This is a genomic window from Billgrantia sp. Q4P2 (genome assembly GCF_052806135.1).
In genome coordinates, this window is sequence record NZ_JBRBAI010000013.1 from 65,548 (window position 1) to 83,645 (window position 18,098).

At 65.0% G+C, this 18,098-nt stretch carries 15 protein-coding genes; 11 read left to right on the top strand and 4 right to left on the bottom strand.

Annotated elements, in window-relative coordinates; translation table 11 throughout:
- Positions 1 to 112: 112 nt before the first annotated feature.
- From ACUY1T_RS19050 to ACUY1T_RS19070, 5 genes are all read left to right on the top strand, one after another.
- Positions 113 to 892, top strand: a complete 780-nt coding sequence (locus ACUY1T_RS19050) for a ThuA domain-containing protein (RefSeq protein ID WP_446025132.1) — start codon at positions 113 to 115, stop codon at positions 890 to 892.
- Complete coding sequence (locus tag ACUY1T_RS19055) at positions 889 to 1,938, top strand: Gfo/Idh/MocA family protein (RefSeq protein ID WP_446025133.1); 1,050 nt, start codon at positions 889 to 891, stop codon at positions 1,936 to 1,938. The genes ACUY1T_RS19050 and ACUY1T_RS19055 overlap by 4 nt, the downstream gene beginning before the upstream one ends.
- Positions 1,939 to 2,140: 202 nt before the next feature.
- Complete coding sequence (locus ACUY1T_RS19060; RefSeq protein WP_446025134.1) at positions 2,141 to 3,118, top strand: LacI family DNA-binding transcriptional regulator; 978 nt, start codon at positions 2,141 to 2,143, stop codon at positions 3,116 to 3,118.
- Between the two features lie 142 nt (positions 3,119 to 3,260).
- Positions 3,261 to 4,775, top strand: a complete 1,515-nt coding sequence (locus ACUY1T_RS19065; RefSeq protein WP_446025135.1) for a hypothetical protein — start codon at positions 3,261 to 3,263, stop codon at positions 4,773 to 4,775.
- Between the two features lie 156 nt (positions 4,776 to 4,931).
- The gene (locus ACUY1T_RS19070; protein ID WP_446025136.1) at positions 4,932 to 5,627 is read left to right on the top strand and encodes a CBS domain-containing protein; all 696 of its coding nucleotides are present in this window, start codon (positions 4,932 to 4,934) and stop codon (positions 5,625 to 5,627) included.
- 76 nt (positions 5,628 to 5,703) lie between these two features.
- Here ACUY1T_RS19070 and ACUY1T_RS19075 read toward each other — a convergent pair whose 3' ends face one another.
- Both ACUY1T_RS19075 and ACUY1T_RS19080 read right to left on the bottom strand, forming a co-directional pair.
- Positions 5,704 to 6,828: an aminotransferase class V-fold PLP-dependent enzyme gene (locus tag ACUY1T_RS19075; RefSeq protein WP_446025137.1), complete on the bottom strand. Its 1,125-nt coding sequence runs from the start codon at positions 6,826 to 6,828 to the stop codon at positions 5,704 to 5,706.
- A 208-nt stretch (positions 6,829 to 7,036) separates the two neighbouring features.
- The gene (locus ACUY1T_RS19080) at positions 7,037 to 7,639 is read right to left on the bottom strand and encodes a class I SAM-dependent methyltransferase (protein WP_446025138.1); all 603 of its coding nucleotides are present in this window, start codon (positions 7,637 to 7,639) and stop codon (positions 7,037 to 7,039) included.
- A gap of 287 nt (positions 7,640 to 7,926) precedes the next feature.
- Between ACUY1T_RS19080 and ACUY1T_RS19085 the strand changes: the two genes are divergently transcribed.
- The 5 genes from ACUY1T_RS19085 (at position 7,927) to thiO (ending at position 13,612) form a co-directional block, all read left to right on the top strand.
- The gene (locus ACUY1T_RS19085; RefSeq protein ID WP_446025139.1) at positions 7,927 to 9,048 is read left to right on the top strand and encodes an ABC transporter ATP-binding protein; all 1,122 of its coding nucleotides are present in this window, start codon (positions 7,927 to 7,929) and stop codon (positions 9,046 to 9,048) included.
- Between the two features lie 71 nt (positions 9,049 to 9,119).
- Positions 9,120 to 10,181: an ABC transporter substrate-binding protein gene (locus ACUY1T_RS19090; protein ID WP_446025140.1), complete on the top strand. Its 1,062-nt coding sequence runs from the start codon at positions 9,120 to 9,122 to the stop codon at positions 10,179 to 10,181.
- A gap of 96 nt (positions 10,182 to 10,277) precedes the next feature.
- The gene (locus ACUY1T_RS19095) at positions 10,278 to 11,543 is read left to right on the top strand and encodes an ABC transporter permease (RefSeq protein WP_446025141.1); all 1,266 of its coding nucleotides are present in this window, start codon (positions 10,278 to 10,280) and stop codon (positions 11,541 to 11,543) included.
- 3 nt (positions 11,544 to 11,546) lie between these two features.
- On the top strand, positions 11,547 to 12,371 hold the full coding sequence (locus ACUY1T_RS19100) for an ABC transporter permease (RefSeq protein ID WP_446025142.1): 825 nt from the start codon (positions 11,547 to 11,549) through the stop codon (positions 12,369 to 12,371).
- A gap of 101 nt (positions 12,372 to 12,472) precedes the next feature.
- Complete coding sequence (gene thiO / locus ACUY1T_RS19105; RefSeq protein ID WP_446025143.1) at positions 12,473 to 13,612, top strand: glycine oxidase ThiO; 1,140 nt, start codon at positions 12,473 to 12,475, stop codon at positions 13,610 to 13,612.
- Between the two features lie 14 nt (positions 13,613 to 13,626).
- Here the strand turns inward: thiO and pta are convergent, their stop codons facing one another.
- Complete coding sequence (gene pta / locus ACUY1T_RS19110) at positions 13,627 to 15,801, bottom strand: phosphate acetyltransferase (RefSeq protein WP_446025144.1); 2,175 nt, start codon at positions 15,799 to 15,801, stop codon at positions 13,627 to 13,629.
- Positions 15,798 to 16,979: an acetate/propionate family kinase gene (locus tag ACUY1T_RS19115; RefSeq protein WP_446025145.1), complete on the bottom strand. Its 1,182-nt coding sequence runs from the start codon at positions 16,977 to 16,979 to the stop codon at positions 15,798 to 15,800. Before ACUY1T_RS19115 ends, pta begins: the two co-directional genes overlap by 4 nt.
- Before the next feature lie 160 nt (positions 16,980 to 17,139).
- Here ACUY1T_RS19115 and ACUY1T_RS19120 point away from each other — a divergent pair, with 160 nt between their 5' ends.
- The gene (locus ACUY1T_RS19120) at positions 17,140 to 18,069 is read left to right on the top strand and encodes an EamA family transporter (RefSeq protein ID WP_446025146.1); all 930 of its coding nucleotides are present in this window, start codon (positions 17,140 to 17,142) and stop codon (positions 18,067 to 18,069) included.
- Positions 18,070 to 18,098: the final 29 nt, after the last annotated feature.

An 18,098-nucleotide genomic window follows, 5' to 3' on the forward strand; every position in this document is an offset into this window, starting at 1 on the left:
CTCGGTGAGTAAACGTTTACCCTATCAAAGTAAACGTTTACATTGCTGCCGTTACGCTGCGATTCGCGATACCGACAATGCCTGCCACGTCAGGCTCACCAGGAGGAGCAAGATGACCATCAAGGCCACGGTCTGGGGCGAGAACGTCCACGAGCGTACCAATGCGGTGGTAGCGCGGCTCTACCCCGACGGCATGCACACCTGCATCGCCGCCGGACTCAACGAGGATTTCGAGATCGAGGCGCGCTCGGTTACCCTGCAGGATCCGGAGCATGGCCTCACCGAGGAGGTGCTGGAGGATACCGATGTGCTGCTGTGGTGGGGGCATGCGGCCCACGGCGAGGTGAGCGACGCCATCGTCGACCGGGTCCAGGCCCGGGTGCTGCAGGGCATGGGGCTGTTGGTGCTGCATTCGGCCCACTACTCGAAGATCTTCAAGCGGCTGATGGGCACCACCTGCTCGCTGAAGTGGCGCGAGGCGGGCGAGCGCGAGCGGCTTTGGGTAGTCAATCCGGGCCATCCCATCGTGCAGGGCGTAGGTGACTACATCGAGCTGCCCCATACCGAAATGTACGGCGAGCCCTTTGCCGTACCCAACCCGGACGAGGTGATCTTCATCAGCGCCTTCGAAGGGGGCGAGGTGTTCCGCTCGGGGCTCACTTACAGGCGTGGCAACGGCAAGATCTTCTACTTCCGCCCTGGGCACGAGACCTACCCGATCTATCACGACGCCAAGGTGCGTCGGGTGCTCAAAAACGCCGTGAAGTGGGCGCGCCTAGAGGGCTCGCGATGGATCGACGCTTGCCCCAACGTACCGCCCGAGCAGGCTCCCGACCCGGTGGTAGTAAAAGGCGAGGGGCTGCACAAGCCCGGTGAGGAGGGATTCAAATGATTCGTCTGGGGATCATCGGAGCCGGCAGCATGGCCGGCGAGCATGCCACGCAGTTCCAAGCCCTTGAGGGGGTCGAGCTAGTGGCCGTATGCGACGTGGATGGCGGCCGGGCGCAGGCCTTCGCCGCACGCCATGCCATTCCCGCTGCCTATACCGATCTCGAGACAATGCTGGCCCGGGAGGAGATCGATGCGGTGAGCAACGTCACCCCGGACGCCGCTCATAAGGCAACTTCGTTGGCGGCCATCGCCGCCGGCAAGCACATTCTCTGCGAGAAGCCCCTGGCCACCAGCGCCGCCGATGCCGAGGCGATGGCGGCGGCGGCTCGCGAGGCAGGGGTGATCAACATGGTCAACTTGAGCTATCGCAATGCGCCAGCCATCCACCAAGCCCGGGAATTGATCGCCTCGGGCGCCCTGGGGCGGATTCGCCACGTGGATGCCAGCTATCGCCAGAGCTGGCTGGTCAGCCACGCCTGGGGGCGCTGGGACCAGGATAGCCAGTGGCTGTGGCGGCTCTCCGAAAGGCATGGCAGCAAGGGGGTTCTGGGCGATGTGGGGATTCATATCCTCGACTTTGCCAGCTTCCCAGTGGGCGACATCACGGCGGTGAACTGCCGGCTCAAGTGCTACGACAAGGCTCCGGACAGCCGCATCGGCGACTATGTGCTCGACGCCAACGATACCGCCCTGATGCGCGTCGAGTTCGCCTGCGGGGCGCTGGGTAGTCTCCATGCCACGCGCTGGGCCACCGGTCATCACAACTCCCTGAGCCTGGGCGTACACGGCGACCGTGGCGCCCTTCGGGTCGACCTGGACGCGGCCAAGGATCGGCTGCACGTGTGCTTGGGTGAGGATGTCCATCCGGCCTGCTGGCGCGAGGTAGTCGCCCCCGAAACCCCCAGCCTCTACCGTCGCTTCATCGACGGCATCGCCAAGGGTCATAACGATCAGCCCGACTTCGCCCGCGGAGCGGCTCTGCAGCGGGTGCTGGATGCCTGCTTCGTCTCCGACGCCGAGGATCGCAGCTTGGCCCTGGCTGGCTGAGCCACCCGCTACTGCAAGAGAGGAGGAAACCGGCCGCGCCATCGCTCAGAACCTGGATGGAGGCTTGGCTGAACCGGCTCGGTCGGCGCGGCTGGCGAGGCGCACCTGCCTCGCGCCGCTGGCGGATTTTTGACACAATCATCGGCCTTCAAGGGCAGGCGACGGCACATTGCGGTCGCTGCACCAAGCACAGGGCGGGCAGATGAGCAGAGATTCGTCGCGGTCGACGACCATCCGGGAAATTGCGCGGCAGGCGGGGGTTTCCATCGCTTCGGTGAGCCGAGCCCTCAACGGCAAGCCGGGACTGAGCGAGGAGTCGCGCGAGCGTATCCTGGCGATCAGCCGGGAAATGGCGTACCGGCCCAGCGCCGCCGCCCGCCAGTTGATCAGCGGCAAGGCGGCGGTGGTGGGCATCTCGCTGGGGCGCCAGGATGTCGAGCTGCATCCTTATTACATCCTGCTTTATCAGCATCTCACCCTGGCCCTCCATGAACAGGGCATGGTGCCGATCTTCTTTTCTCACGACCAGACGACGTCGTTGCCCGAACGGGCCGGCGCCGCCATCCTGCTAGGCGAGTTTCCCGGCGATCAGCGGGCCGAACGGCTGGCCGAGTCGGGCGTGCCCTACGTACGCATCGGCGAGCCCGGCGAGGGATTCTCGGTGGCGCCAGACGATCGCCACGGCTTTGTCCAGGTGACTCGCTACCTCATCGAGAGCGGACGGCGGCGGATCGCCTTCGTCGGCGGCGAGCTGGAGCAGCCCTGCTATCCCCCGCGTCTGGCGGGCTATTGCCAGGCACTGTCCGAGGCTGGCCTGACAGAGCAGCTCTTCAGCCTGCCTCATGACGTCACCTCGGCTTCGCTGACCGCCTATCGATTCTTCGCCCCCAAGCTGGCGAGCTGGGACGCCCCCCCCTTCGACGCCCTGGTGTGTGCCACCGACGAGATCGCCCTGGGCTGCCTGGCGGCCCTGAAGGACCATGGCCTCGCCGTGCCCGAACAGGTGGCCGTGACCGGCTTCGACGACCTGCCGTTGCTGGCGGCCCGCCTGACCACCCTGCGCCAGGACATCGCCGCCATCGCCACCATGAGCGTGATGCTGCTGGGCGATGCGCTGGCCGGCAAGCCGCCGCGCCACGTCTCCATGCCGGTGGAGCTGATCCGGCGCGAGACGGGCTAGCGCCATCTGAACGAGGGGTGGCTTGCCGCCTTGGGTGAGTGCCTCGTGCCGCTGGTTCGAGATGGAAAGCGGGCCGGCATTCCTCGTACTATGAAAAACATCCGGCCTGACAAGGGCCTCTGGTACAAGGAGCTGCGCCGACGTGATCACCGTCGAACGCAAGGATAGCTTCCATCTCAAGGTTTCCCGCGTGCTGCAGGAGGAAACCTCGCATCGGTTGGATCTCTTCTTGTTCGTACCGGGGGAGCTTGGCCTCAACGAGCATGTCATCTCCGAGGACGCCTTCTACTACAGTGCGATCCATGTCAAACGGACCTACTACAGCGACAAGCACCACCTGCCGCTGGTGCTCAGCCGCCTGGCCAGCCGTGGCCGACTCAGCACCGAGCAGTATCGCCTGAGCCTGAGTCTTTATGCCTACCAGTACGTGGTGGCACTCGAGCGGGCGACCCAGACGCTGCTGGATACCGCAAGACGCGTGCAGCAGGCCGAGAGCCATGCCGAAACGAACGAGCGAGTCGAGACGCAAGGCGGCGAGCCGAATAATGAAGCTGGCGCCGACAGCGCGGCACAGGAGCGTATCGTGGCGGCCGGCCTGCAGGAACGCCTCGAGGAGCTGTGTGAGCTGGCCCAGGGAATCCTGCGTCGCCTGCGTCGCAACCAGCCAAGCGAGGAAAGCCTGCACAAGTACTACGCCAATATCGACAACTATCTGTCGTGGTTCACCGAGCAGCGCCTGTTGGCGCTGGTGGCCTACCTGCCGCGAGGCCGCGACTACCGCACCATCCGCGAGCGGCTGCTGGAGATCTGCCTGGCCGAAAGCGAGCATCGCGAGCAGGCTGAGTACAACGCCAGCCGCGTGGTTCGCGACCCAACGCGCATGTCCAACAAGATGCGCCTGCTGCGGCGGCTGATCGAATACCCGGTCACCCTCAAGCAGCAGACCCAGGAGCTGGGCGGCGCGGAACAGAAGGCGGTCAAGGGGCTTGCCACCGGCGTGGTGATGATCTTCGTCTCGCTGGGGCTGCTCCAGGCCCGCGATACCGTGGGTAACGTCACCGCGCTATTCGTGCTGGCCATGGCGGTGTTGTATGCCATGCGCGAGGTGTTCAAGGACGATTTGCGCAACACCCTGTGGCGCTGGCTGCGCAAGGGGCGGCCCAAGTGGCGGCGTCAGTATTTCGATGCCACCAGCAACAAGCCGGTGGGTAGGCAACTCGAGTGGTTCGACTACAAGCGCTTCGGCAAGCTCGACGAGCAGATCAAGCGGGTGCGCCAGCGCAACGTGGCCCAGCGCGAGGAGGTGGTGTTGCACTATCGCTCCAGTTCGCGCATGTCGCCCACGCGCTTTCTCAGCGGCTACGAGAAGACCCGCGAGACCCTCTCGCTAGATCTGTCTCAGCTGACCCGGCTCATGGACAAGGGCAGCCATCGTGTCTATCGGCTGAAGGAGGGACAGGTTTCGCGGGAGTCGGTCGAGAAGCGGCATCTGCTCAATCTGGTGGTTCGCGAGGAGGTCGCCAATGCCGAGCCGATCCTGCAGCGCTGGAAGATCGTCATGAGCCGGTCCCGGATCGTCGATGTGGTCAAGGTGCACCAGGAGGGCGGAAAGCTCGAGGAACGGGAGGAAGGGCAGGCAGAACCGCCCGTCGTATAACGTGATGTGGCTTCGATGTTGTTTCAGGTCAAGTCGCCCACAGGTTCGATTTGCTAGTGTCAAGGGAAGCGGAGAATTGTGACGCCCGCCAAGTCGAACTAGATTTCAAGTAAGTCGGCCGGAACCCTTGACCGTTCTCTTTTCGGAGATGCCGCTATGCAAGCTGTCGATGTCATGACGCCCAAAGTGATTACCGTATCGCCCGACGCCGACGTTCGGGAGATCGCACGCCTCTTGCTCGAGAACAACATCAGTGCCGTGCCCGTAGTGGATGACAGCGGGAAAGTACTGGGCATCGTCAGCGAGGGCGACCTGATGCGCCGGATCGAGAACGGTACCGAGCAGCGCAAGTCCTGGTGGCTGAAATCGATCTTCTCCGGTGCCAACAACGCCAGCGAGTACGTCAAGACCCATGCCCGCAAGGCCCACGAGATCATGACGCGCAATCCCATCACCATCACCGAGGATGAGCCGCTGCACCACGTAGCCAAGCTGCTGGAGAAGCGCCACATCAAGCGGGTACCGGTCGTGCGTGACGGCAAGCTGGTGGGCATCGTCAGCCGTGCCAACCTGCTGCGGGGCTTCTCGGCCACTACGCCCGATATAGCGACGCCGGTAACCGCCGACGACCGCGAGATCCGTGATGCCATCCTCAAGGAGGTGGATGAGAACACCGGGGTCTGGGTCGACCGCATCAACGTCATCGTGACCGAGGGCGCGGTGCAGGTCTGGGGGCTGGTCGAGAGCCAGGAGGAAAAGATGGCCGTTCAGGTCGCCGCCGAGAATACGCCCGGGGTCAAATCCGTGGAGAACAACCTCGGCATGGTGCCGCGCGGCGTCGGCCATTTCTGAGATGCGGTGCCCGAGAACGGTGGCGGGGTGGCTCCATGGCCGCCCCGCCTGTGTCTGGTGCCGATAGGCGGGGGATTCAACCGATCTGCTTGAGTCCCGCTTCCAGGTTGGCCAGGCTGCGCTCGAGATCGTGCAGCTTGTCGAGGCCGAACAGGCCGATTCGGAAGGCCTGGTAGTCGTCGCCTTCGTCGCACATCAGCGGCACGCCGCCGGCAACCTGAATACCGGCGGCGGCGAATTTGCCTACGATGGCAGGGTCGCTGGTGTAGCAGACCACCACTCCGGGCGCCTCGAAACCGGGCGCCGCCACGCTGCGGTAGCCGTAGCGGGCCAACAGCTCACGCACGCCATGCCCTAGCGCCCACTGCTCCTCGCATACGCGCTCGAAGCCGTACTCGGCGGTCTCGTTCATGATGTCGCGCAGCCTGGCCAGGCCATCGGTGGGCAGGGTGGCGTAATAGGCATGGCCGCCGTTCTCGTAGGTCTCCATGATCCACAGCCACTTGCGCAGGTCGCAGGCGAAGCTGGTGCTGACGGTCTCTTCGATACGCTCGCGTGCCCGCTCGGAGAGCATCACCATGCCGCAGCAGGGCAGGCCGCTCCAGCCCTTTTGCGGGGCGCTGACCAGCACGTCGACGCCGATCTCTGCCATGTCCACCCATAGCGTGCCCGAGGCGATGCAATCGAGCACGAACAGGCCACCGACTTCGCGCACCGCTGCCGCCATCCGTTTCAGGTAGTCGTCGGGCAGCAGCAGGCCGGCCGAGGTCTCGACATGGGGAGCGAACACTACGGCCGGACGCTCCTCGAGGATGGTGCGCTCGACCTCTTCGATGGGTGCAGGGGCGAAGGGGGAGTGCTTGTCCTGTGGCTCCAGGCGGCACGCCTTGAGCACTGAGGTCGAAGTGGCGATGGCCCCCATCTCGAGAATTTGCGACCAGCGATAGCTGAACTGGCCGTTGCGCACCACCAGGCAGTGCTGGTTGGTGGCAAATTGGCGGGCCACGGCCTCCATGCCGAAGGTGCCGCTGCCGGGCACGATCGCGGTGCTATGGGCGCGGTAGACCCTCTTGAGAGTGGCCGAAACGTCGCGCATTACCCCTTGGAAGCGCTGGGACATGTGATTGAGCGAGCGGTCGGTATAGACCACCGAGTACTCGAGCAGGCCCTCGGGGTCGACGTCGGGCAGCAGGCCGGGCATTGGATTCTCCCTTGCGATGCGTAACGAATGAATCTTGGACCGATGAGGATAGGCCGATTCGCGGTAACGAACCAGCGCGGAGGCCACGTTCCGATGGGCAGCGGTCCTCGCGACCGCATGAGCAGGCTGCCGATGGGAGGTGGACAAGAGCGCCGCGCACCGCAGGCCTGCTGCGCCTGCGGTAACATCCAGCCTACTGATGGCCAGCCTACTTATGGCAGAAGTAGACCCTGGCCGGTGGAATGTTGATCGGTTCGAAGGCGCTCTCCACCCGGGTGAAGGTCTGGCGCAGGTCGGAGGAGACCTTGGGCGAGAACTGGTAGATCAGCATCGCGCCTTCTGGCCCCAGCGCCTCGTGGCTGCCCTTGAGAATTCGCTCGCGGATCTCGGCAGGCATGGTGCTGAATGGAAGGCCTGCCACCACGTAATCGGCAGCGGCAAAGCCCAGTCGTTCCAGTTCGGCCTCGATCGTCTCGGCCGAGCCCGCTATCACCTTCAAGCGCGGGTCGGACATCGAGCGATTGAGGAATTCGACGAAATCGTCGTTCGTCTCTATGACGATCAGCGTTGCCTCAGGGTGCAGGCGGCTGAGGATCTCTCGGGTGATGGTGCCCACTCCAGGCCCGTATTCGACGATGACCCGGGCCCTCTCCCAATCGACCGGTTCCAGCAGGCGGCGTACCAGGAAGGACGAACTGGGAATGATCGAGCCCAGCATGCGGGGGTGTTTGAAGAAGTTGCGAGCAAACAGCGACAGTTGAGCCCGTCGCTCGGGGCCTGCCACGACCGAGGGTCGCTCTTGAACCGCCATGGGCATTCCTCCTTCAGTTTTCGCTGAACATGCCTCCACTCTAGGCTAGCCAGCTCCAGCGTGAAAGACTGGGGTGCGCCGTGGCGGTGCGCGGTTTTACTCGGCCAGGGGCTGCCGGCCCGGGGCGGATGGCCTGCAGGTGCTTGCGTTGAATTACTGCTAAAGAAGGGTGTGGAATATACTTGACGTCAGGCGGGGCGATGTTTAGCTTGGAAATATTGAAATTTTGGGCGAACGTCGTAAATTATTGACGCCGCCCGCACCCTTCTCCGTGCTCGGGTGAAACGATGCCTCATAACAAGATCAGTGAATCGAATGCCCACCAGTCACCGGCGTTGATTACCTTCGAAGGAGTACAAAAGACTTACGACGGCGAGATTTTGGTCGTCAAGGACCTCAACCTGACGATTCGCCAGGGCGAGTTCGTGACCCTGCTCGGCCCGTCCGGCTCCGGCAAGACCACCTGCCTGATGATGCTCGCCGGCTTCGAAGTGCCCACCAGCGGCGACATCCTGCTGCGTGACCAGCGGCTCAACAGCGTGCCGCCTCATAAGCGCAACTTCGGCATGGTGTTTCAGAACTATGCCCTGTTTCCCCACATGACGGTAGAGGAAAACATCCGCTACCCACTCAAGACGCGCAAGACGCCGGCCGCCGAAGCCGACCGCAAGGTCGCCCGTATCCTCGACATGATCCAGCTGCGTGACTTCGCCAAGCGGCGTCCCACACAGCTCTCCGGCGGGCAGCAGCAGCGCGTGGCGCTGGCACGCTCCTTGGTCTTCGAACCGCAGCTGGTGCTGATGGACGAACCGCTGGGGGCGCTGGACAAGCAGCTGCGCGAGCAGATGCAGCTGGAGATCAAGCACCTGCACGAGCAGCTCGGGCTCACCGTGGTCTTCGTCACCCACGACCAGAGTGAGGCGCTGACCATGTCGGATCGGGTGGCGGTGTTCAACGACGGCGTCATCCAGCAGATCGATTCGCCGAGCAACCTCTACGAGCATCCTGCCAATGCCTTCGTCGCCCAGTTCATCGGTGAGAACAATACGCTGCCAGGCCGCATCGAGTCGGTGGCCGGGAATCACTGCCGGGCTCGCTTCGGCGACGGATTCATCACGGGAGCGTTGATCGGCCCCAGCCTGGCCGTGGGGGACGCCACCCGGCTGTCGATCCGCCCCGAGCGGGTCAAGCTCAACGGCTCCGCCCAGGGGCTGCCCAATCGCCTCCAGGCTCGCGTCTGTGAATTCATCTACCTGGGGGATCATCTGCGGGTGCGCTGCGAGCTGGCAGGCAATAATGAGTTCATGGCGCGCGTTCCCGTGGACGACTTCGAAAGCAGCCTGCGACCAGGCGACCTCGTGGAGCTTGGCTGGCGGGACGAGGACGTGCGCGCCCTCAATGCCTCCTGAATACGCAGGAAGACGTGTCACATCGACCGCAACACATCAATAACAAGGCCATTCTGGCCGGGAGATAGAAAATGACTCATAGCCGCTTTTCGCTGTCCCGTCTTGGCCGTGGCGTTGCCATCGGCAGCCTGGCCACCTTCGGCCTGGCGGTTTCCGCCGGCGCCCAGGCGTTGACCGTGATCTCCTTCGGTGGCGCTTCCGGCGACGCCATGCAGAAGGCCTATTACGGCCCGTTCGTCGAACAGACGGGGACTAACCTGACGCCGGGCGATTACAACGGCGAGCTGTCGCGCATTCGCGCCATGGTGGAAACCGGCAACGTCAGCTGGGATCTGGTGGAGATGGAGTCCCCCGAGTTGGTGCGCGGCTGCTTCGAGGGGCTGTTCGAGCCCATCGACTGGCAACGCCTGGGCCTGGGCGGTGAGCTGATCGATGCGGCCTTCGACGAGTGTGGTGTGGGCACCTTCGTCTGGTCCACGGTACTGGCCTACGACGCCGATGCACTGGACGCCGCCCCCACTTCCTGGGCCGACTTCTGGGACGTGGAGCAATTCCCCGGTACCCGTGGGCTACGTCGCGGTGCCAAGTACACCCTGGAGTTTGCGCTGATGGCCGACGGTGTCGCTGCCGACGAGGTGTACGATGTGCTGCGGACACCGGAAGGCGTCGATCGCGCCTTCACCAAGCTCGACGAACTCAAGGACCACATTCAATGGTGGGAAGCCGGCGCCCAGCCGCCCCAGTGGCTGGTGGCGGGCGACGTGGTCATGACTTCGGCCTATAACGGACGCATTGCCGCCGCCCAGGAGGAGGGCAGCAACCTCGACATCGTCTGGAACGAGAGCATCTACGATCTCGACTACTGGGCCATCGTTGCCGGCAGCGAGCATGTCGACGAAGCCTACGACTTCATCGAGTTCGCCAGCCAGCCCGAGAACCAGGCGGTCTACTCCAGCGAAATTCCCTATGGTCCGGTGCATCCGGCTGCCATCGAGCAGTTGGACGAAGCCCAGGCACGGCGCATGCCGACCCATGCGGAGAACATGGCCGGGGCGCTGGCCATCGATACCGGCTTCTGGGTCGACCATGGCGAAGAGCTGGAGCAGCGTTTCAGCTCCTGGGCGGCACGCTGATAGACGATATGGCAGCGGCCTGCGGGCCGCTGCCAAGGGCGTTTACGTCGGGCCTGCGGTGGCGGGGTCCGTCATGCTGGATCCATGGGGAAGGTGATGTCCGCGAATCTGACGGCAAGCGTATCGACGGCAAGGCCTGCCGGTAGTCTCAAGGCGCAGTTGCGCCGAGCCGAGCGGCTGCGCAAGCTCAAGGCCATCGGCCTGGTGGCTCCCCTGGCGCTGTTCCTGATCGTCGTGTTCGTCGTTCCCATCGGCAGCATGCTGTGGCGTAGCGTCGACAATACCGAGCTGGACTCGGTGATGCCGCTCACTGCGGAAGGACTCAGGCGCTGGGACGGTACCGGGCTGCCGGAAGATGCCACCCTGGCGGCGTTCGCCGCCGAGCTGCGCGACTCACGCCAGGGCGGCGGGCTGGGGCGCATCGGGCGGCGCCTCAACTATGAGGACACCCGCTATCGCAGCCTGCTGATGTCGACCCTGCGGGAGCTGCCAGGGGCCGAGGAGGTCGGCGCCGATACCGGCTGGTCCAGCGTGCTGACCGAGATCGACCCCGCCTGGGGCGAAACCGACACCTGGCTAGGTATCCAGCGCACCGCACCTACTACGACCGATCGTTACCTGCTGGCATCGCTGGACCTGGAACGCGGTACCGATGGTGGACTCCAGCGTATCGACGCCCAGGAGCGCATCTTCCTGGCAGTGTTCCAGCGCACGATGGTCATTGCCGGCGGGGTAACCCTGATTTGCCTGGCGCTGGGTTTCCCGCTGGCCTACCTGCTGGCCACGCTGCCGGCCAAGACCAGTAATCTGCTGATGATTCTGGTGCTGCTGCCGTTCTGGACCTCGCTGCTGGTGCGCACCGCTTCCTGGATCATCCTGCTGCAGTCCAACGGGCTGGTTAACCAGAGCCTGATCTTCACCGGGCTGATCGACTCCCCGCTGCAGCTGGTGTTCAATCGGATCGGGGTGTTCTTCGCCATGGTGCACATCCTGCTGCCCTTCATGGTGCTGCCGTTGTACAGCGTGATGAAGGGCATCTCGCCGAGCTATCAGCGCGCCGCGGTATCGCTCGGCGCCCATCCCTTCGCCGCCTTCTGGCAGGTCTACGCGCCGCAGACCGTTTCCGGGGTGGCGGCAGGGACCATCCTGGTCTTCATCATGGCGCTGGGTTACTACATCACCCCGGCACTGGTGGGCGGTCCTGCCGACCAGATGGTCAGCTACTACGTGGCCTACTACACCAATACCACCAACAACTGGGGCATGGCGGCAGCGCTGGGTAGCCTCCTGCTGGTGATCACGCTACTGCTCTATCTGGTTTATCACCGCCTGGTGAACCGCAAGCAGCTGATCAGGAGTTGAGTCATGGCGTTACCTCCCTATGCCTCGCCGGTGGAGAAAGTGTGGTTCTGGGTGTTTCGCATCTTCTGCGGCCTGGTACTGCTGTTCCTGATTGCACCGGTACTGGTCATCGTGCCGCTGTCGTTCAGCAGTGGCTCCTTCCTGACCTACCCGCTGCCGGGCTTCTCGCTGCGCTGGTATGAAGCCATCTTCACCTCGTCGGCGTGGATGGCGGCGCTGAAGAACAGCCTGATCGTGGCGCCGCTGGCCACGTTGCTGGCAATGACCTTTGGCACCCTGGCGGCGGTGGGCCTCAACCGCGCCGAGTTTCCCGGCAAGGGATTGATCGTGGCACTGCTCATCTCACCGATGGTGGTGCCGCTGGTGATCGTCGCGGTGGGCATGTACTTCTTCTTCGCCCAGGTGGGCCTGCTCAATTCCTATACCGGGCTGGTGCTGGCCCATACGGTGCTGGGCGTGCCCTTCGTCGTGATCACCGTCAATGCCACCCTGCAGGGCTTCGACTTCAACCAGATGCGCGCCGGAGCGAGCCTGGGCGCGAACCCGATGCGTGTGTTCTTCACCGTGGTACTACCGCAGATCGTGCCTGGCGTGGTGTCGGGCGGGCTGTTCGCCTTCGCCACCTCGTTCGATGAGGTGGTGGTGGCGCTGTTCATCGCCAGCCCCACCGAGCGTACGCTGCCGATCCAGATGTTCTCGGGCATTCGCGAGAACATCAGCCCCGCGATTGCCGCCATGGCCACCATCCTGATCCTGATCTCGACGCTGCTTTTGGTTACCATGGAGCTGTTGCGTCGGCGCAGCGAGAGATTGAAGGGCAACGCCTGATCGTTCTCCCTGCGATATTGGTGTAGCTGCGCCCCGTCCTGGCGGGGCGCAGGCGTGTTTGACGCCTTGACGTCCGCCACTGCGGGCATGAGGAGCACTGAGTGAACGACTTCCTGATCGTCGGTGGCGGGGTCATCGGCATGCTGAGTGCCTGCCAACTGGCCGAAGCCGGCCATGGCGTTACCCTGGTGGAGCGTGGCCACTGCGGCCGGGAGGCGTCCTGGGCCGGCGGTGGCATCGTTTCACCGCTTTACCCCTGGCGCTACAGCGAGCCGGTATCGCGGCTTGCCTACGGCGCCACGCATCGCTATGCCGAACTCGCCGAAAGGCTGCTCGACACCACCGGTATCGACATCGAGTACCGCCAGCGTGGGCTGCTCTACCTGCGCGTGGACGATGCCGAGCAGGCCTTCGACTGGGCGCAGCGCCAGGGCTGGCCGCTGGAGCGTGTCGACGCTGCCACCCTCTATGCCAAGGAGCCTTGGCTGTGTGGAGAGCTGGATGAGGGGCTGTGGATGCCGACCCTGGGCAGCGTGCGCAACCCGCGATTGTGCCGGGCGCTACGTGCCAGGCTGGATGCGTTGTCCAACGTGACCCTGATGGAGCATGCCGCGGTCGAGCGGCTCGTGGTCGAACGGGGACGCGCCCGTGGCGTGGAGACCGCGCAAGGGCGCATCGATGCCGGCCGGGTGATCCTCTGCGGCGGGGCCTGGAGCGGGGCGCTGCTCGCCGAGCACGATGTGGCGCTGCCGGTGCGGCCGGTGAAAGGGCAGATGATGTTATTCGTCACGCCACCGATGCCTGGCGGTCGCCAGCTGCTCGAGCGGGTAGTGCTGGCCGATGGCCGCTACCTGATCCCACGGGCCGACGGGCGCGTGTTGGTCGGCTCCACGCTGGAGCAGACCGACTTCGACAAGTGCACCACCGAGGAGGCACGCGAGTCGCTTTGGCACAGCGCCGTGGCCATGCTGCCGGCCCTGGCGGAGTGCGAGATCGAGCACCACTGGGCTGGGCTGCGGCCGTATGCCCCGGATGGCATACCCTTCATCGGCGCGGTGCCCGGCATCGAGGGGCTCTACGTCAACGCCGGGCACTACCGCAACGGCCTGGTACTGGCGCCGGCAGCAACCCGGCTGCTGGTCGACCTGCTGCTGGAACGCGAAACGGCCATCGATCCCGCCCCCTATCGACCCGAGCGTTTGGCCAGGGCGGATCGGATTGGGCAGGCAGTCTGGCACTGACCATCCCTGTCAGCCTACCCGCGCTGGGCGGCCTGGATGGCCGTCAACGCAATGGTATAGACGATGTCGTCGACCAGGGCGCCGCGGGATAGGTCGTTGACCGGCTTGTTGAGGCCCTGCAGCATCGGTCCCACGCTGACTACCCGGGCGCTGCGCTGCACCGCCTTGTAGGTGGTATTGCCGGTGTTGAGATCAGGGAAGACGAAGACCGTGGCACGGCCCGCCACCGGCGAGTCGGGCGCCTTCTGCCGACCGACGCTCTCGATGGCGGCGGCGTCGTACTGCAGCGGGCCGTCGATCAGCAGGTCCGGGGCCAGCTCGCGGGCCAGCCGCGTGGCCTGGCGTACCTTGTCGACGTCGGCGCCGCTGCCGGACTCACCGGTGGAGTAGCTGATCATTGCTACCCTGGGTTCGATGCCGAAGGCCTGGGCGGAGCGTGCGCTCTGGATGGCAATCTCGGCCAGCGCCTCGGCGTCGGGGTCGGGATTCACGGCGCAGTCGCCGTAGACTACCACCTGCTCGGGCAGCAGCATGAAGAAGATCGACGATACCTGGCGGTAGCCGGGAGCGGTCTTGATCAGCTGGAAAGCGGGGCGCACGGTGTTGGCGGTGGTGTGAACGGCGCCGGAGACCAGGCCGTCGACCTCGTCGAGCTGCAGCATCATGGTGCCCAGCACCACGTTGTCCTGCAACTGATCCTCCGCCGTCAGCTCGTTCACCTTGCCGCGCCGACGCTCGATCATGGGCGCCACGTAGCGGCTGCGAATATGCTCGGGGTCGACGATCTCGAGCCCCTCCGGCAGCTCGATACCGCGGTTGCGGGCGACTTCCTCCACCTCCTCGCGGCGGGCCAGCAGCACGCAGTTGGCGATGCCGCGACGCTGGCAGATGGCGGCGGCCTCCACCGTACGCGGCTCGCTGCCCTCCGGCAGCACGATGCGTCGGTTGGCGCGCTGGGCCAGCTTGACCAGCTGGTGGCGAAACGCCGAGGGCGACAGACGGCGGGTGAAGCCACGGCTGAGGTGATCCTTGAGCCACTGCAGGTCCAGGTGGCCGGCGACGAAGCGGGTTACCTGCTCGGCGCGCTCCAGGTCGTCCATGGGGATGTCGTTGCCCATCCTGCCCAGGTTCTTGGCCGTGGTGAAGCTGTCGGTATCCACTGCCAGCACCGGCATGCCGGTCTTCAGGGCCGGCCGGCACATCTCGATCATGTTGTCGTTGGGCATGTAGCCGTTGGTCAGCAGCACACCGGCCATGGGCACGCCGTTCATGGTGGCCAGTGCCGAGGCCAGCACGATGTCGTCGCGATCGCCCGAAGTGACGATAAGGCTGCCGGGGCGAAAGACGTGCAGCGCGTTGGCGGCGCTGCGGGCGCACAGGCTGGTGGAAAGCACGCGGCGGTTGGCGGCGTCGCCCTCGTTGAGGAAGCGCGCGTCGAGCGCTCGCGCCACGTCGATCACCCGTGGCGCGATCAAGGACGGGTTGTAGGGCACCACGCCGATCAGGTGGAAGCGGTCGGTGGCAAGCGCGGGGGAGTGGCGTCGCAACTCGGCGAGGAACTGGTCGTCGAGAACCACGCTGGAGGTGCCGGGGGCCAGTGCTGGCTCTGCGGTGCCGGAAAGATTGTGCATACGCATCAGGATGCAGCCCAGGGTACGCGCAGAGTCCGCGCCACCGAAGGCGCGGGCGTGCATGTCCAACTGCTCGGCCAGCGCTGCAGGGGCGGCGGCATCGCCGCTGCCGACCAGGATGATGCGCGCATTGAGCGCATGGGCCAGCTGAGCATTGAGCTGGGTGGCGTAGGTGCCGTGGGCAGTGGGCACCACGCCCTCCACCACGACCAGGTCAGGCATCGAGCCGTCATCGCTGCCCACCGCATGGTCATAGAGTTCGATGACCTGCTCCATCAGCACGTCGAGGCGATCCTGGCGTAGCAGGCGTTCCATATCGGATTGGGAAATGGGCGCCGGTGGGCGCAGCCCGAGCGTGCTGCTGACCAACGCCGTGGAACGGTCGGGGCCGGGGCCGTTCAGCTCATCCTGGCGGAATGGCTTGAGAAATCCGCTCTTGAGGCCAATGGTATCGAATGCCTGCATCAGGCCGAGGCTGGCCGAGGTCAGGCCGACCCCGACGCCGGTGGGTACCATCAGCAGAACCTGAGTCTGGGGTCGTGTGTCGCGGGGTGTCATGCGGCGGTCTCTTCTTTCACGCGTTGACGGGTCTCATTGGCGATCTGGCCCTCTTCATCGGTGGGAATGACCCATAGTTGGCGTCCGCCGGCATCGATGCGGCCCTCGCGTCCACGAATGGTCTCGCTGTTGACGGCGCGGTTGAGCTGCAGGCCGAAGTGCGGCAACAGGGCGATCACCCGCTCGCGTACTTCGGCGGAGTTTTCGCCGATGCCCCCGGTGAAGACCAGGCCGTCGAGGCGGGGCAGGGCGCAGGAGAGTGCCGCCAGCGACTTGGCGATGCGATAGCAGAACACCTCGATGGCCAGCGTCGCCCCGGGATGTCCCTGCGACTCGGCCGCTTCCAGCTCGCGCATGTCGTTGGTCAACCCCGATAGCCCCAGCAGGCCGCTATTGCGGTTGAGCACTTCGTCGATGCGCTTGAGCGACCAGCCCAACTGGCGTGCCAGATGCGCGTGCAGGCCCGGGTCGACGTCGCCGCTGCGCGTGCCCATCGCGACCCCTTCCAGCGGCGTCAGCCCCATGCTGGTATCCAGGCTTTGGCCCTTCCACACGGCACAGGTGGAGCAACCATTACCGAGATGGGCGGTGAGCCAGCCGCCGCCTTCGAGCCCGCTCAACGCGTCGGCGCGCTGGCTGACGTAAGCGTGGCTGGTGCCATGGAAGCCGTAGCGGCGAATGGCGTGGTCGCGGTAGAGCGCCTCCGGCAGTGCATAGCGGTAGGCTCGCGGCGGCAGGGTCTGATGGAAGGCGGTATCGAACACCGCCACCTGGGGCAGGTCGGGGAACAGGCGCCGGGTGGCGGCCACCCCCTCCAGATTGGCGGGGTTGTGAAGCGGTGCCAGGGCCGTGGTCTGCTCGATGGCGGCAACCACGTCGTCGTCGATCAGGGCGGCTCGCGTGAAGCGTTCGCCACCGTGGACGATGCGATGGCCTACCGCTAGCGGGAGGCGCCCTTCCAGGCGGTGGAGAATGGCCTCCAGCGCCAAGGCATGGTCGGCGCCGGGCAACGGTTGCTCGAAAGGCTCGCCGTGGCTGTCGCTGTCCTTGAGCCGGGCGTCGCTTCCGCCCAGGCGTTCGGCCAGCCCCGCCAGTCGCGGCCGGGCGGGGTCCTCGGGCACCAGGGCATACTTGATCGATGAGGAGCCGCAGTTGATCACCAGTACCGACGTATCCATCTCATCTCCAGGTGGAAGCTGTAGGGCCAGCATAGACGTAATACTTTAGTCTATCAGTCGGGCGTTTCTTCTGACCTGTTCCAGGTCAAGCGAACACTTTATTAGCCGTCTATCGAAAATGCTGGCATGCTGACGGCTCTTCATGCCGCTGGAAACTGCCATGTCGACCAACACTGCGGCGCTTGGTAGCGCATCGCTATTGCCGCGCCACTTTGCCGTATTGCTGCTTGCCTCCGTTGCCACGCTGTTCGCCGGTAACCATGTCGCGGCCCGACTGGCCTTCGACGAGGGTACCGGACTGCTGCTTGCCGTGCTGGTGCGCTCCGCCGTCGCGCTCAGCGTGCTGGCAGTGCTGTTTCTCCTGCAGCGCAAGCGCTTCAGCTTTCCGGCCGGCGCGGGCCGCTGGCAGCTGCTGGCGGGACTGATGGTCGCGATCCAGAGTCTTTGCCTCTATTCGGCAGTGGCGCGCATCCCGGTGGTGGTCGCGCTGCTGTTGATGAATACCTTTCCCATCCAACTGGCGCTGCTGACCTGGGTACTGGGTGGCCCACGACCGACGCTGCGCGCCGCACTGATCATGGCCGTGATCCTGGTCGGGCTGGTGGTGGTACTGGACGTTCCCGCCTGGCTGGCTACCCCCGAGGCTCTTGGTCCGGACTGGCTGCCCGGCGTGGCCTTCGGATTGGGGGCGGCAGCGGCGTTTTCCTGTGCATTGTGGATCACCGAGCACCACCTGAGCGGTGTGGGCAGTACCCTGCGCAGCTTATTGACCATGCTCACGGTGCTCGTCGTGATGGTCGCTGCCGGTGCGCTGCAACTGGTGCCGGGTGGCATGGCGCTGCCGGCGAGCCCGACGGGATGGGGGGCGCTGGCGGCGTTGGCGCTGCTCTACAGCGTTGCCTTCTCGGTACTGTTCATCAGCGTGCCGCGGCTGGAGATGGCGCGCAATGCGCCGGTCATGAACGTCGAGCCGGTGGCCTCGCTGCTGCTTGGGTACCTGGTGCTGGGGCAGATGCTCTCGGGAATGCAACTGATCGGTGGGGCGATCGTACTGGGTGGCATCGTCGTGCTCAGCCTGTCGCCACGCTGAACCTGTCCCGCCGAACTTGCCGCACGTAG

Bases quoted from the DNA above. Each gene is read 5' to 3' on its own strand.
- ACUY1T_RS19120 (WP_446025146.1), top strand. From the start codon at position 17,140: ATGTCGACCAACACTGCGGCGCTTGGTAGCGCATCGCTATTGCCGCGC.
- ACUY1T_RS19055 (WP_446025133.1), top strand. From the start codon at position 889: ATGATTCGTCTGGGGATCATCGGAGCCGGCAGCATGGCCGGCGAGCAT.
- ACUY1T_RS19050 (WP_446025132.1), top strand. From the start codon at position 113: ATGACCATCAAGGCCACGGTCTGGGGCGAGAACGTCCACGAGCGTACC.
- ACUY1T_RS19115 (WP_446025145.1), bottom strand. From the start codon at position 16,979: ATGGATACGTCGGTACTGGTGATCAACTGCGGCTCCTCATCGATCAAG.
- ACUY1T_RS19085 (WP_446025139.1), top strand. From the start codon at position 7,927: ATGCCTCATAACAAGATCAGTGAATCGAATGCCCACCAGTCACCGGCG.
- ACUY1T_RS19060 (WP_446025134.1), top strand. From the start codon at position 2,141: ATGAGCAGAGATTCGTCGCGGTCGACGACCATCCGGGAAATTGCGCGG.
- ACUY1T_RS19090 (WP_446025140.1), top strand. From the start codon at position 9,120: ATGACTCATAGCCGCTTTTCGCTGTCCCGTCTTGGCCGTGGCGTTGCC.
- ACUY1T_RS19080 (WP_446025138.1), bottom strand. From the start codon at position 7,639: ATGGCGGTTCAAGAGCGACCCTCGGTCGTGGCAGGCCCCGAGCGACGG.
- ACUY1T_RS19070 (WP_446025136.1), top strand. From the start codon at position 4,932: ATGCAAGCTGTCGATGTCATGACGCCCAAAGTGATTACCGTATCGCCC.
- ACUY1T_RS19100 (WP_446025142.1), top strand. From the start codon at position 11,547: ATGGCGTTACCTCCCTATGCCTCGCCGGTGGAGAAAGTGTGGTTCTGG.
- ACUY1T_RS19095 (WP_446025141.1), top strand. From the start codon at position 10,278: ATGTCCGCGAATCTGACGGCAAGCGTATCGACGGCAAGGCCTGCCGGT.
- pta (WP_446025144.1), bottom strand. From the start codon at position 15,801: ATGACACCCCGCGACACACGACCCCAGACTCAGGTTCTGCTGATGGTA.
- ACUY1T_RS19075 (WP_446025137.1), bottom strand. From the start codon at position 6,828: ATGCCCGGCCTGCTGCCCGACGTCGACCCCGAGGGCCTGCTCGAGTAC.